Genomic DNA, 14101 nt, shown 5'->3' with positions numbered 1-14101 from the left:
GAACGGCTCGCGGCGGAGCTGAAGAGGCAGGGAGGCGCACCCGCGAACTATCCTGTCGGAGAACTCCTGGACCGCCACTGGGAGGCGGTCTTCTCTTACGCGCGGCTGTGCACCGGCGGCGTACGTCCCGCCGGAATGCTGACCACCGCCTCATTCACGCGCCTGTTCGGGGATTCGCTGCACCAGGGCGGGCCGAGCGCCGCCTGGCGGCCTCAACTGCTCGTCACCGTCCGCCGCATAGCGGCCGAATGGCTCATGGACCCGAGGCGGGAGCTGCTCCACCCCGAGCTGCTGGCCGAGGCCGACCGTGAGGACGCCGAGGACCGTGCGGCGGCCCGGCTGCTTCCGCCCGAGGACAGACGCCTGATCTCCCGAGCGTTCCAGCGGCTGCCCGAACCGGCCCGCTGTCTGTTGTGGCACGGGGAGGTGGAGGCCGAACGACCTGAGGTCCCTGCCGCGCTGCTGGGCATCTTCCCCGAGGACGCCGTCACCGAACTGGAGCGGGCCAGGGAGCGGCTGCGCCAGGAGTGTCTGGAGATCCACCACGAACTGGCCCCCAGCCAGGAGTGCCGCCGCTACCATCGCATGCTCGACGTCTCCTTCCGGCGCGGCGGCATGGACCTCGACCCCGACCTGCGCGGTCATATGGACGAGTGCGGCCACTGCCGGTACGCGGCCGACCAGTTGAGCCGGTTCAACGGCGAACTCGCGATCCCGCTCGCCGAGGCGGTGCTCGGCTGGGGCGCGCACGCCTATGTCGCCTCACGCCAGGAGCGGGCCGAGGCGGCCGGGGAGACGGCCCCGCAGCCGCAGGGTGACCGGGCCGGCCAAGGTACGGCCTTCGCCTGGGGAGACGGTGGTCCGGCCTTCGCTCGGGGAGCGATGGGTGCGGACGGCGGCTCGGACTTCGCCGGGGGAGTGACGGGTGCGGACGGTGGTCCGGCCTTCGACGGCGGGGCCACGGGTGCCGGGAGCGGCCCAGCCGCCGGGACCGCCCACATCGTCGAGTTCCTGCCCGGCGCCGAGGACGTACGCCCTCCGGGCCTGCCTTCGCGCACCCCGTCCGACGCCGCTCAGTACACCGGCAGCCCGCCCACGGTCCTCGACGCGACCGCGCCGCAGCCGGCCGAGCGGGAAGCGCCCGCACCCGACGGGGAGGGCCGCCTCTCCCGCCGCCGGGGCGCGCCCCGCTCCGGCTCGGGAGCGCGTGCCTCCCGCCGGGCTTCCGGGCACAAGGCGTCCCGGCGCGCGCCCGGACGCCGCAACGTCGCCGTCGCCGTGCTGACCCTCGGCGCGCTGATCATGGTCCCGGTGGTCCTGTGGGCATCCGACACCGACTCGACGTCCCGGCACGGAACGACCGACGGCGGCCACTCCTCCGCGGCACCGGGCCGGGGAACGAACCCGTCGTGGGCACGCACCGGCGAGAACAAGGACGGCACCGTACGCGGCCGGCTGCGCAACGCCGCGACCGGGCTGTGCGTCGGCTTCGCCGGAACAGCGCCCGCGAGCGGTGCCGAGGCCCGGCTCGTCCCGTGCTCCTCGGACTCGGCGACCCAGTGGTCGTACGCCTCGGACGGGCTGCTGCGCGACGCGGACCACCCGAGCCTGTGTCTCGACTCGCACCTGGGCTACTCCGTCCAACTGGCCGCCTGTACGGGCACGTCGCAGCCCGGCACCAAGAACGTCCGCTACGACTTCACCCTCCAGGGCGTGCTCGTACCGCGCTGGAACCAGGATCTGGCTCTCGCCCCCGCCTCGGTCACGGGGGAGTCGGCGCTCCTTCTGAAACTCCGCACGGACGAGCGGATACAGCACTGGACGCTCGACACCTCGGCGCCCTCGCTCCAACTGGAGGTCGTCAACTGGGACTCCACGGACGGTGACGCGAAGGGCCCCTCAACCCGGGAGCCGTCGTCGACGGCACCGGCATCCGCCGGCACCCGGACACCCACCGCCACTCCCGGCCAGGCCACTTCGTCCCCCGAGCCGTCCGGTGACGTCGGCGACTCCTGCGTCTCCGCGTCCGCCTTCTGTTCCGGCGATGGGCTCAACGGCTCGGCCCAGGACGGTGGTTACGGTACGAGCTCCGGGGCCGGCGGCTACGGATCGTTCGGCGGAGGGGGCCGGGGCGGCCGCCGGTGACGTCACGGACTCCGGCGGCCCCTGCCGTCGGGCCGTCAGGGTGCAGCGGTGCCGGAGGACGCGGAGCTCGCTGATCCGGCTGTGCCCGCCGTGCCTGATGTGCCTGCCGTGCCCGCCGCGCCCAGGAACTCGGCCCAGCCGCCGAGCGGTGACTGCCCGGGGGTGAGTGTGCGCAACTTCCGCAGGACCGCGGGGTCCTGGACCTCCAGCCACTGCACGAGCTGGCGGAAGGAGACCATCCTGACGTCGTCGTGGCCCGCCATCCGGGAGAGCGACTCCTCGACGGCGTCCATGTAGATGCCGCCGTTCCAGCGCTCGAAGTGGTTGCCTATGAAGAACGGGGCCCGGTTGCTCTCGTAGGCGCGGCGGAAGCCGGCGAGGTAGCTGTCTCGGGCCTGCGTGCGCCAGGCGTCGTACCGCGTGCGGTCGCCGAGGGGGTTGGCGTTCGACTGATTGGCCATCAGGTTGTAGTCCATCGACAGGACTTGGAAGGAGTGGCCGGGGAAGGGAATGGACTGGAGCGGGAAGTCCCAGAGCTTGCCGCCCTGTACCTTCCCGGGCCACATCTGGAGTCCGCCGGGCGAGCTGGCGTCGTACTTCCAGCCCAGAGCGGCGGCGGTCGGCAGCAGACTGGACTGCCCCTCGAGACAGGGTGTGCGGCCGCCGGTCAGCTCCTTCTCGTAGTCGAACGGCAGCGGTTCGAGGTCGGTGAAGCCGGTGTTGGTCCGCCACTCGCCGACGAACTTCTTCGCCTGATCTATCTCGCTGCGCCACTCGGCGGGCGACCAGCGGCGCACCCCGTCGGCGCCGCAGAAGTGACCGTTGAAGTGGGTCCCGATCTCGTGGCCCTCCAGCCAGGCCGCGCGTATCTGCTGGAGCGTCGCGTGGATGTGCCGGTCGGAGAGGTAGCCGATGGCGGAGGCGCCGACGGGGTGCTGCGGCGGGTGGTAGAGGTGCTTCTTCGACTCCGGCAGGGTGTAGATGCCGCTGAGGAAGAACGTCATCGACGCCCCGTGGTCGGCGGCGACCTTGCGGAAGCGGGAGAAGAGCTTGTTGCTCAGTTCGCCCGCGCCGTCCCAGGAGAAGACGACGAACTGCGGCGGGCGTTCACCGGGCTTCAGCCGCTCCGCCTTCGGCTGCTTCGGCTGGGCTCCGGTGTCCGCCGTGGAACCGTCGCCGATCGTCCTGACCTTCGGGGCGCGCGCCGGGGCGTCGCCGCCGCTTCCCACGGACCAGTCCCTGGCCGAGCAGGCCGAAAGGGCTCCCAGCGCGCCGGCCGAGGCCGTCGCGGCCAGAAGTCGCCTGCGTGAGACACCGCTCATGATTCATCCCCCGATGTTCTTGGTACCGGCCTGGGTCGAGGAACCGGTGCCTTTGTCCGAGACGCTCCGTTCGCGGGGTGCGTCAAACGGTGGGATGCGTGAAATTCCGGAAAGGGTCGCGGGAAGCGGGACACGTTGCCGTTCTGTGACAAACCCGCCACCCGAGGGACGGGTGGCGGGCAGAGGGACGCCCTCCGGCGCGGCAACGGCGGGGCGCGGGGACGCGTCGCCCCGCTGCCGCTGCCGCTGCCGCTGGTTCCGCTGTCGGAGTGCCGGCGGTGGAGGCGCTACCGCCGGTGGTGTCGCCGTCGCCGCTGCCGCCGAGGTCGCCGGCGCCCGGGTGCCGGCGTTCGGTCAGGGAGCGGTTCCGGGGCTGAGGACCGTCAGACGGACCGACGACGCGTTGCCGGACACGGGCACCTTGCCCTGCGTCCACGTCACCGTGAGGGAGTCCAGCTCGTCGGGCGGAGTGACGATCAGCGAGGCGGGAGTCGCCGTGTTCGCCCCGCTGATCTCCGGGTTGGAGAAGGTCAGCCCCGACCACGCGCTGTGCCCGGGCGCCAGCACGATCGTCGTCGGCGAGCCCGGGGACCGCTGGGGGTCGGGTCCGAGCTGCTTGCCCGAGGCGTCGACGAAGGCCGCGCCGGGGTAGCCGCGCACGGTGCAGGTGCGCCCGGACTTGTTGGTCAGGACGAGCGGGAAGTTCTCCTGCCGCGCGCCGGGGTCGTTGCGGCCGACGGAGGCGCGCAGCTCCGAGGTGTGGCAGCGCCCGCCGCCCGCGGCGCTTCCGGAGGTGGCCGAGGCCGAGGCCGACCCGCTCCCCGTCCTGGTGCCGGTACCCGTACCCGTCTTCTTCGACGGCGCGCTCGCGGCCGGGCTGGCCGCGCCGGAGGAGCCCCCCTTGGTGCTCGTGTCGCCGGAAGCCGGTCCGGCCGTGCCGGGAAGTGTCTTCGGCGACCCCTGGGGGGTCCCGTTGCCGCAGGCGGTCAGCAGGCTCAGCAGGGTGACACCCGCGAGCAGCGCGGCCCGCCGGGCGGCGGGTGTACGACGGTGCGCGGGCACCGAGCCGGGCCGGTCCGTGTCCGCCACCGTGCGCGGGAAGGTCGACATGTCACCACTCCTTGCAGATCTCCGTACGAGCTCATCGCACAGGCGCGGGGTGCGTCGCGCCCCGTCACTACTCTTGGATGCGCCCGGGGGCCGAAAAGTTCGCGGGATCGCCGACGGGTTCAGCCGGGACCGCCCGCCCAGGATCAGGCCTTGAGGCGCAGGGAACCGATGACCCCGTCGGCCGTGTCTTCGTCGCCGCTCTCCTGGCGGATCTGGACGTACACCTCGGGGTGACCGCCGCCCCCCGCGGCGGTCAACGCGGCCTCGGTGAGGCGGCCCTCCTTGCCAGGACAGCCGTCCCAGGTCCGTATCAGCCCCTGCCAGCGCGTGCCGGAGTAGGAGCGGCTTCCGGCGTAGTGGCATCCCGGGTGCGTGATGGCGCGGACCTCGCCGGTCACGTCCCCGTGTTCGCTGAGACCGACGAAGGCTCCGTCGACGTCCGCGTGAAGGTCCGGCCAGCTCGCCAGGCGGTTCGCGACGACGAGGCCCGGTTCCGTGCCGCCCCCGAGTCCCAGCGACCGTGGATTCCACCCCGAGTCGCGCAACTGCCCGCCCCAGGCGGCCGGTACCTCCAGCGTGATCCGGCCCGTGCCGTCCGCGACCGGGAGGCTTCCGGCAGCGGGCTCGTTCGACAGCAGTACGGCGGTGACGCCGACCGCGCAGGCGACGGCGACACCGGTCAGCGCGAGGAGCGTGGTGCGCCGGCTCCGCCCGGACGCGGGGGCGCCCCCGCCCGCGGCCTCCCCGGCCAGTCGTTCGAGCTCCGCCGCGAATACGGCGGCGCTCGGCCAGCGCCGCTCCCGGTCGGGTTCCATGGCGCGCAGCAGTGCCCGGCCGACCTCCGGACCGACGTCCGTACGGAGCCGGTCGGGGCGCTCGACCTTGCCGGGCGGGCCCGGAACCGAACCGGTGACGAGGTGGTGGCCGAGGGCGCCCAGGCTGTACACGTCGGCCCGTGCGTCGATGCCGGAGCCGGGCCGCGCCTGTTCGGGCGGGGTGTAGCCGGCCGAGCCCGCCGCGATGGTGAGTCCGGAGGCCTGGGCCAGGCTCTTGGCGAGCCCGAGGTCGGCCAGCAGCACCCGGTCCGCTCCGCCGGGTGTGGTGCGCAGCAGCACGTTGGACGGCTTGATGTCCCGGTGCACGATCCCGGCCGAGTGCAGCGCGGCAGCACCCAGCGCCGCCAGCGCCGTCAGCCGCAGTGCCTCGGCGACGGGCAGTGGCCCGGCCTCGATCCGGTCGGCGAGGGTGCCCCCATCGGCGTACTCCATGACGAAGTAGGGCCTGCCGTCGGGGAGTTCGCCGATGTCGTAGACCTGCACGACGCGGCTGGAGTCGGCCTTGCGCAGCAGCCGGGCCTCGGAGAGGAAGCGTTCCCGGATGTCCAGGCGGTCGACCCAGTTCTCGGTGAGGACCTTGACCGCGACGGGGGCGTCGAGAACGTCGTCGCGGGCGAGCCAGACCACGCCGAACCCACCGGCGCCCAGGCGCCGTTCGAGGCGGTAGCGGCCGATCCGCTCCAGGGAGTGCATACGACTATCATGCCTGGCCTCTGATCGGCATCGAGGGGAGCACCAGGTGGGGGACACGGGGAACACCGAGGAGCTCGCGCTGCGGGCGGCGGCCGGGGACCGGGCGGCACTCGACGTCCTGCTCCGGCAGGTCCGGCCCGAGGTCGTTCTGCGGTGCGGGCGCTTTCTGCCCTGCCGTGAGGACGCCGAGGAGGCGGCCCAGGACGTACTGCTCCAAGTCGCCCGGAAGATAACGGCGTTCGAGGGCCGCAGCCGGTTCAGCACCTGGCTGTACACGGTGGTCGCCAACTGCGCCCGGCAGAAGTACCGCGAGCTGAAGCGCCGTGCCGCCGAGCGGCCGGAGGCCATCGACGCCGCCCGGTACGTGGATCCTCGCACGACGAGTGTGATCGCGGGTTCCAGGATCGATCTCCTGGAGGCGCTTGAGCGGCTGGAGCGTGAACACCCGCATCTGGTGGAGGCGTTGGTCTACCGCGACATCTGCCAGCTGGAGTACGCGGAGGTCGCCGAACGCGTCGGCATCCCGCTCGGCACGCTCAAGTCCCGTCTGCACGAGGCCCGCAGAAGGGTCAGGCCCTGGCTGTCGGACGCGTCCTGAGCGACAGGCCGGCGGGCGGTCGAAGCGGATTCCCGCCGGGTCCGGGGAACCCGCCGGGTCCGGGAATCCGGCGGGTCCGGGAATCCGGCGGGTCCGGGAATCCGGCGGGTCCGGGAATCCGGCGGGTCCGGGAACCCGGCGGGTCCGGGAACCCGGTGTTCCCGCCGGGTCCGGGACCCGGCGGGAACCGGTTCGCCGCCTGCCGCCCGGTCGGTCAGCGCTGGGTGTAGATGAAGCCGATCTTGTCGACCTCGTCCCCCGCACGGCCGTGGAAGCCCGCGATCTGCCGGCCGCTCGGCGCGGTGCGGGTCACGCAGTCCGAAGTCGTCGTGCCCCCGGCCAGAGTGCGGCCGAGGTTCGTGGCGAACTTCACGTAGAAGATGCGGGTGTGGCTGTCCTTCACGCCTTCGCACAGCTGCGCGGAGGTGACGTATTCACCGCTGCCGAGCGTCAGTGAGGTGGCCGTACCGCCGGTGCCGCCGTGCGTGAACGTGGTGCCGTCGCTCAGCGTCAGCCCCATGCGGTCGACCCGTGCGCCGCTGCCGATGGACACGACGGACGCGCGGGCGCCGGCCGGCACGCGGGCGATGTCGTTGAAGTAGTCGCCGTGCGGCCCGCCGAACTGGTCGCTGAGCTGGAAGGCGGTGTTCCGCGACCAGGTGAACGACGCCGTGATCGGGTCGTGGTCGGAGAGCATCAGGCCGCCGGAGGTCAGGAAGCGCGTGTGCTCGTTGTGATAGTTCGTGGCGCCGAGCGTGACGAGCTTGCTGCCGCGGAAGAGGATCTTGTCGACGACCTCGCAGGTGTCGGGCACGGTGGTGCCGCTCTGGTCGCAGACGAGGGCGTCGCTTCCCTTGGCGGGCGCGGTGCCGCCACGGACGAGCTGGACCCAGGCGTCCGTCAGCCCGTTGGCGGCGGCGAACTCCGCGATGGTGTCGCCGGAGCGGGTGTAGCGGGTGTTCGTGTCGCCCATGACGACGACGGCGTTGCCCGCGGAACGGGTGCTGATGAACGAGGTGAGCTGGCTGAGGTTGTCGGCGCGGGAGGCCAGGTCGCCGTCGTTGGTGCCCGCGTTGGTGTGCACGTTGTAGAAGTCGACGTAGACGCCCTCGGCGAGGCGCTCGCGCATGAAGGTGAAGCCCTTGGGCGTGAGGCAGTCGCCGGAGTCGATCTGGCAGGAGTTCCAGCCGACCCGCTCGAAGTCGTCGGTGTCGTACGAGATCTTCGAGAGGGTGTTGAGACCGCTGCCGATGCCCGCGCCCCCGCTGGTCGGGGTGCGGTAGGCGTGTGCGGTGTCGGCCGCGTACAGGGCCGCGTGGTAGTTGAAGTCCTCCTCGACATGGACGATGTCGTAGGGGGCGATGAGCCCGCCGATCGCCGTGGTCGCGGCCTGGCGGGGTGTCGGCGCGCTGGAGATGCCGTCGGGCAGCCCGGCGACGTTGTAGCTGAGCACACTGAACGTGCCCGAGTCGGCGGCCGCGGCGGGAGACGCGGCGGCGGTGAGTCCGCCGAGTGCGGCGGCCGCGGCCACCGCACCGGCGAGAAGTCTGCGAAGAGGGGACATCGGGGGTTGTCTCCTGGGGACGAAGGGGCGTCAAGAACCGACCGAGAAGGTGGCGTCGGCCTTGTCGGTGGAGGTGGAGATCGGATCGATGCGCAGCACGAAGTCTGCGTGCCTGAGGTAACGGTCAGGTTGGTTGTAGGAGCGGAACGATGACCACGACGTGTCGGCCAGGCCCGCGGTCCGGTAGAACGTGGCGTCCTGCGCGAACGTCGTGGTCCCGTCGTTGACGTCGAGCGCCATCTGGTAGTTGCTGTGCCGCAGGTGGCGCGTGGGGTAGTTGACCGAGCGGAACGAGACGCCCGCCGTGTCGGCGAGTCCGGGGACCAGCGTCCACTGCGAGTCCGCGTACGGGTCGAAGGGGTATTCGTCGATCCGGCCGACGTAGTTGGAGTGCCGGACGTAACGGGCCGGATAGTTGTAGGACTTGAGCCGGTTCCAGGCGGGAGCGCCCCACTTGGCGAGGAGGTTGTCGTACTCCGTCGTGGTGACGGGCTGGATGCTCGCGTGCTTGGAGTTCAGCGGCTGGGTGTAGAGCCGCTGGTCGACCGCCGTCCAGGTGCCGCTCGCGAGATCGGCCGACTGCCAGGCGTAGAACACCCCGTTGGGCGTGTACGTGTCTCCCCAGAGGTGCCAAGTCCCGGTCGACTGGCTTCTGATGAGGATCGGCGCCTCGGTGCCGCCGTGCGCGACCGGTGTGCTGAACACGGTGAAGCTGCCCGGGTTCAGGGACGTCGACCTGGCGCCCACCAGAGTCTGGTCCTTCTTGAAATAGAGGTAGTTCACGCCCCCGACGCCCACGGCGAGATCGCCGTCGATCACGTCGTAGCCCGGGTCGAAGAAGACCTGCGCGGCCGACGCCGTCACGAAGTCGGACGTGTAGTTGACCATGATGACGTTGTGGCCACTGGAATCGACCGCGGAGTAGATGATCCCGTACTGGCCGCGCCCCGCGTCCCAGTACGCCTCGGGCGCCCAGCTGTGAGTGGCCATGTCGTGCAGCTTCAGCCGGCGGTAGCCGCTGAAGGTCCGCAGGTCGGCGGAGTCCCAGATGTGGACGTACTGGCTCTGGAGGCTCCAGTCGGTGCCCTTGAGGTCGGTGGCGAGCACCACGAACGTGCCGTCCTGCCTGCGCAGGATGAACGGATCGCGCAGTCCGCCGGTGCCGCCGGACGGCGTCACGACGGGCTTGTTCTGGTTCAGCGGTGTCCACTGGAGGGAGTCGGGGCTGACGGCCAGATGCAGGCCGTAGTCCGCTCCGTCGCCGTTCGGCGACTCGGTGAAGTAGCCCATCACGTAGGCGGTTCCGGCCGCGGCGCGGGCGGTCGGGGTGCCGAGGGCGAAGGCGGCGGTGAGGCCGGCCATCGCCCCCAGCGCGACACGCCGGGAGGGCTGAAGGTGCCTGTCGTTCATGCCGGTCTCCTCGATGCTCGAGCCTCGGCGCCGGAACACGCCCACACCGGAGGTCCGGTCGCGCGGTGGGGTGTGCGAGGACGCCGTCAGCGGGCGGAAGCCGGTCACGCCGTCCGGCTCGCGACGTCGACGGGACCGACTCGGTTCGAAATATCGAATGCTGTGCGACATGCTGTGCGAGGGATTACGGTAAGGGCTTACTCGTGATGTGAACAGGGTCTGAAGAGACGCAAGTTGAACGTGTTCCCGCCGCTTCGCTTTCCCGGGGCGGGTTGTTGTGGCCCGCTCGCCACAGGAACCCGTCCGGCCGGAACCCGCGCTTTCGGATCTCCCGCAGCCGGAGCCCTGTCGCCAGAACCGGTGTTGCCTGAGCCGGAGCACTGTTGCGTGAGCCGGAGCCCTGTCGCCGGCATCGGTGTTGCCGGAGCCGTCGTTGCCCGAGCCGTCGTTGTCGGAGCCGCTGTCTAGGCTGGTCCGCGTGAAGGATCAGAGCAGCAGACCATTCGCCGTGTTCGATCTGGACGGCACACTCGCGGACACCGCGCACCGGCAGCGGTTCCTGGAGCGCGCGCCCCGGGACTGGGACGCCTTCTTCGCGGCGGCGTCCGATGATCCGCCGCTCGCGGAGGGCGTCGCGCTCGCGCTGAGCAGCGCGCGGGAGTGCGAGGTGGTCTATCTGACCGGCCGCCCCGAGCGATGCCGGCGGGCGAGCGTGGACTGGCTGGCCGAGCACGGCCTGCCCGAGGGGCGCATGTGGATGCGGCGCAACGACGACCGCAGGCCCGCCCGCCGCACCAAACTGGAGATCCTTCGCCGGCTCGCCCGCGACCGGGAGATCCGCGTGCTCGTCGACGACGACGAATTCGTCTGCGAGGAGGCGGAGCGGGCCGGCTTCACGGTCGTACGGGCACGGTGGGCTGCCTCGTCGGCGGCGCTGAAGGACGCACAGGAGCGGGAGGGGCGGACCTGAGGGGCTTCTCGGTGGGTGGGGGACCCCGGCTGCGGGGGTCGGGTCAGTCGGCGTCCTCCAGCCGGAAACCGAGCTTCAGACCGACCTGGTAGTGCTCGATCCGCCCGTTCTCGATCTGGCCCCTGACCTGTGTGACCTCGAACCAGTCGAGATTGCGCAGGGTCTGCGACGCCCGGGTGACCCCGTTGCGAATGGCCTGGTCGATGCCTTCGTGGGAGGTCCCGACGATCTCGGTGACCCGGTAGGTGTTCTCGGACATGCGGCTGCTCCTCTCCGCCGTGGCGGGAGTGCCAGGCGTGATTCCACGGTGCCCCACCGGATGGCGCTCCGCGAGACGGCGGGGTGTCGCGGGTGATGCGGGGGCGCCCGGGGCGGCTCCGGGGACCGGACGGGCCGTCGGCCAGGGTGTGCTTGAGTTGGTCCCGGAGCCCCCGGAGCCCCCGGAGCCCTGCGCCCCTGGCCTCGCTGCCCATGCCTCATCCACTCCGCGGAAGGGAACCGGACGTCGTGCACGTACTGATCCTGGGTGGTACGACCGAGGCCCGTCGGCTCGCCGAGAGCCTGGCGGCGGGGACGCGCCCGGACCTCCGGGTGACGAGCTCGCTGGCAGGACGGGTGGGCGCGCCCCGGCTGCCGCCCGGCGAGGTGCGGGTGGGCGGCTTCGGCGGCGCGGAGGGGCTGGCGCGGTGGCTGAGCGAGCACGCGGTGGACGCGGTCGTCGACGCCACGCATCCGTTCGCCGGAACCATCAGCTCCAACGCGGCCTCGGCGGCGGCCGGCACCGGTGTTCCCCTGCTCGCCCTGCGGCGCCCCGGCTGGGTCCCGGTCGCGGGCGACGTCTGGCACGAGACCGGGTCCTTGGAGGAGGCCGCCGAACTCCTGCCCTCGCTGGGCCGCAGGGTGTTCCTGACGACGGGCCGGCTGGGTCTGGCGGCCTTCGCGGCCCTGGAGGACCTGTGGTTCCTCGTACGCTCCGTGGACGCGCCCGGTGCACCGGCGCCGGCCCGTATGGAGGTGCTGCTCGACCGCGGCCCGTTCACGCTCCAGGGAGAGCGGGAGCTGCTGCTGCGCCACGCCGTCGACGTCGTCGTGACAAAGGACAGCGGCGGCCACGCCACGGCACCGAAACTCACCGCGGCCCGTGAGGCCGGCCTCCCGGTGGTCGTGATCCGCCGGCCGCCGGTGCCCACCGGCATCCCGGTCGTGACGGCCCCCGAGGCAGCCGCCGCCTGGATCACGGAGCGGCTCCGCCCGAACGTCTCCCCGCGCCGGACGGAACCGTGACGGGCGAGGCACGTATCTCAGGGTGACGTGCTGCCGAAGGACCGGACCGGCGCCGCCCTTGGCGCCAGGTCGGCGTCCTACGACTTGCCGGTCCCGGTCCCGGACCTGGTTCCGCACCCGGTTCCGGTCACTCCTCCTCGCTCGCGATCGCGTTGATCGCGGCCGCTGCGATGGCGCTGCCGCCGCGGCGGCCCCGTACGACCAAGTGGTCGAGGGCGGAGGGGTGTTCGGTCAGGGCTTCCTTGGACTCGGCCGCGCCGACGAAGCCCACGGGGACGCCGATGACCGCGGCGGGGCGTGGCGCGCCCTCCTCGATCAGCTCCAGGAGGCGGAAGAGCGCGGTGGGGGCGTTGCCGACGGCCACCACGGCGCCGTCCAGGTGATCGCGCCACAGTTCCAGGGCGGCCGCGCTGCGCGTGGTGCCCAGTCGCGCCGCCAGGTCGGGCACCGCCGGGTCGGAGAGCGTGCAGATCACCTCGTTGTCCGCGGGCAGCCGCCTGCGCGTGATCCCGCTCGCGACCATGGAGACGTCACAGAGGATCGGCGCGCCCGAACGCAGGGCTTCGCGGGCGCGGGCCACGACGTCGGGCGTGTGGGCGAGGTCGCGGACGAGGTCCACCATGCCGCAGGCGTGGATCATCCGGACCGCCACCTGGCTGACATCGGCGGGCAACCCCGAGAGGTCTGCTTCCGCACGGATGGTGGCAAAGGACTCGCGGTAGATGGCCGCGCCGTCCTTCTCGTAGTCGAACACTGTCTTCTCGCTCATCCGTTGACGTTCTGGTTCGGGCGCGTGCCGCCGCCGGAGATCCACCCGAGGGCGCGGGCATCGGCGTGAGCATACCGATCATCATCAGGCGGCAAGGCAGGCAGGCAGGCAGGGGCCGAGGCAGGCGGCACGGTGAGCAGCAAGGCAGCAAGGCAGGCGGCGTGAAGGAAGGGCTCCTGCGAAGGTGTGCTTCGCAGGAGCCCCCAGGAGCCCCTTCGCGCGGCGCGGCCAGGTCCGGCGCCCGTTTCCTGGAGTGCGGTCAGCGAGCCGTGGCGAGGATCAGGGTGAATCCCGCCTCGGGGTCGGCCCAGAGCCGATCGGTGTGCAGGCCCGCGTCGGCCATCTCCGACCGCAGGCCGTCGACGGTGAACTTCGCGCTGCGCTCGGTGATCCACTCCTCCCCGTGCTCGAACGGCACCGACAGGCCGAGCCCCCGGATCTTCACGCGCTGTTCCGCCCGGCTGCGCAGCCTCATCTCGATGTGGCTCTCGTCGCCGTTCCACACCGCGACATGGTCGAAGCTGTCCAGGTCGAAGTCGGCGTCCAGTTCGTGGTTCAGGACGTGCAGCAGGTTCTTGTCGAACTCGGCCGTGACCCCTTGGGCGTCGTCGTAGGCGGACACCATCTCGTCCACGTCCTTGACCAGATCCGCGCCGATCAGCAGGAAGTCCTCGGGGCGCATGATGTCCCGGAGCCCGCGCAGGAAGGGGCCGCGGGTGGACCGGCGGAAGTTGCCCAGGGTGCTGCCGAGGAAGGCGATCAGGCGTGAACCGCTGTCGGGCAGTTCGGGCAGGACGAGGGGAGCGGTGAAGTCGGCGCGCAGGGCGTGCAGACTGATCCCCGGGTAGTTCTCCACGAGTTGGGCGCTCGCCCGGTGCAGCGCGTCCGCGCTGACGTCGACCGGAACGTACCGAAGCTCAGCCGGTCCCAGCGCCTCGATGATCAGCTTGGTCTTGGTCGAACTCCCGGATCCGAGCTCGACGAGGCTGCGGGCCGACGTGCGGGCCGCGATGTCGCCGGCGTGCAGTCGCAGCAGCCCCAGTTCGGCACGCCACAGCGGGTATTCGGGGAGCTGGGTGATCTGCTCGAAGAGGTCGCTGCCCCGGGCGTCGTAGAACCAGGTGGGCGCCGTGGACTTCGGGGTGCTGGTCAGCCCGTCGTGGATGTCGGCGTTCAGCGCCCTGGCGTAGTGCTCGGTGTCGAGGGTGTCGGTGTAGCCGTAGGCGCGGGTGCCGGTCATGAGTGCCTCTCTTCGGTCGACGTCGACGTCGCAACGGCGGAGTGCCGGGAGCGCGGTTCACCTGCCGAAGCGGCGGCACAGGCGGCCGGGGCGGCCCTGCGCGCACCGGAGAGCGTGTACGGGGGTGCTGGCGTGGTGTCCTCGTGAAGCGTGGGGGTCA

12 protein-coding genes are annotated in these 14101 nt (G+C 71.7%); 4 read left to right on the top strand and 8 right to left on the bottom strand.

Features of this window, described 5'->3' with window-relative positions:
* Positions 1–135 precede the first annotated feature (135 nt).
* Positions 136–2145 carry a ricin-type beta-trefoil lectin domain protein gene (locus tag ABZV42_RS24135; protein WP_356053582.1) on the top strand — a complete coding sequence of 670 codons (2010 nt, stop codon included), beginning with the start codon at positions 136–138 and terminating at the stop codon, positions 2143–2145.
* A 35-nt stretch (positions 2146–2180) separates the two neighbouring features.
* Here ABZV42_RS24135 and ABZV42_RS24130 read toward each other — a convergent pair whose 3' ends face one another.
* The 3 genes from ABZV42_RS24130 to ABZV42_RS24120 form a co-directional block, all read right to left on the bottom strand.
* Positions 2181–3467: a hypothetical protein gene (locus tag ABZV42_RS24130; RefSeq protein WP_355984716.1), complete on the bottom strand. Its 1287-nt coding sequence runs from the start codon at positions 3465–3467 to the stop codon at positions 2181–2183.
* 354 nt (positions 3468–3821) lie between these two features.
* Positions 3822–4577, bottom strand: coding sequence for a DUF4232 domain-containing protein (locus ABZV42_RS24125; protein ID WP_356053550.1), 756 nt, complete (start codon positions 4575–4577; stop codon positions 3822–3824).
* A gap of 143 nt (positions 4578–4720) precedes the next feature.
* A complete protein-coding gene (locus ABZV42_RS24120; RefSeq protein ID WP_356053548.1) occupies positions 4721–6106 on the bottom strand; it encodes a serine/threonine-protein kinase in 1386 nt (461 codons plus the stop codon).
* A gap of 46 nt (positions 6107–6152) precedes the next feature.
* On the opposite strand from ABZV42_RS24120, the gene ABZV42_RS24115 reads away from it, so the two are divergent.
* A complete protein-coding gene (locus ABZV42_RS24115; RefSeq protein WP_355984710.1) occupies positions 6153–6704 on the top strand; it encodes an RNA polymerase sigma factor in 552 nt (183 codons plus the stop codon).
* Between the two features lie 214 nt (positions 6705–6918).
* Here the strand turns inward: ABZV42_RS24115 and ABZV42_RS24110 are convergent, their stop codons facing one another.
* Together ABZV42_RS24110 and ABZV42_RS24105 are read right to left on the bottom strand one after the other, a co-directional pair.
* A complete protein-coding gene (locus tag ABZV42_RS24110) occupies positions 6919–8268 on the bottom strand; it encodes a jacalin-like lectin (RefSeq protein ID WP_355984708.1) in 1350 nt (449 codons plus the stop codon).
* 30 nt (positions 8269–8298) lie between these two features.
* Positions 8299–9678, bottom strand: a complete 1380-nt coding sequence (locus ABZV42_RS24105; protein ID WP_355984706.1) for a glycoside hydrolase family 43 protein — start codon at positions 9676–9678, stop codon at positions 8299–8301.
* Between the two features lie 478 nt (positions 9679–10156).
* Between ABZV42_RS24105 and ABZV42_RS24100 the strand changes: the two genes are divergently transcribed.
* Complete coding sequence (locus tag ABZV42_RS24100) at positions 10157–10648, top strand: hypothetical protein (RefSeq protein WP_355984704.1); 492 nt, start codon at positions 10157–10159, stop codon at positions 10646–10648.
* A gap of 43 nt (positions 10649–10691) precedes the next feature.
* Here ABZV42_RS24100 and ABZV42_RS24095 read toward each other — a convergent pair whose 3' ends face one another.
* Positions 10692–10907, bottom strand: coding sequence for a dodecin (locus tag ABZV42_RS24095; RefSeq protein WP_355984702.1), 216 nt, complete (start codon positions 10905–10907; stop codon positions 10692–10694).
* A 248-nt stretch (positions 10908–11155) separates the two neighbouring features.
* Here ABZV42_RS24095 and ABZV42_RS24090 point away from each other — a divergent pair, with 248 nt between their 5' ends.
* Positions 11156–11932, top strand: coding sequence for a cobalt-precorrin-6A reductase (locus tag ABZV42_RS24090; protein ID WP_355984700.1), 777 nt, complete (start codon positions 11156–11158; stop codon positions 11930–11932).
* A 127-nt stretch (positions 11933–12059) separates the two neighbouring features.
* On the opposite strand, the gene ABZV42_RS24085 is transcribed toward ABZV42_RS24090, so the two are convergent.
* Both ABZV42_RS24085 and egtD read right to left on the bottom strand, forming a co-directional pair.
* Complete coding sequence (locus ABZV42_RS24085) at positions 12060–12701, bottom strand: precorrin-8X methylmutase (RefSeq protein ID WP_356053547.1); 642 nt, start codon at positions 12699–12701, stop codon at positions 12060–12062.
* A 259-nt stretch (positions 12702–12960) separates the two neighbouring features.
* Positions 12961–13941, bottom strand: a complete 981-nt coding sequence (egtD, locus tag ABZV42_RS24080; protein ID WP_356053545.1) for an L-histidine N(alpha)-methyltransferase — start codon at positions 13939–13941, stop codon at positions 12961–12963.
* Positions 13942–14101 lie beyond the last annotated feature (160 nt).

The sequence above is a fragment of the Streptomyces sp. NPDC005281 genome (assembly GCF_040607495.1).
Lineage (GTDB): Bacteria > Actinomycetota > Actinomycetes > Streptomycetales > Streptomycetaceae > Streptomyces.
Note: the sequence above shows the minus strand (reverse complement) of the source record. Positions and strands in the feature narration are given on the sequence as shown.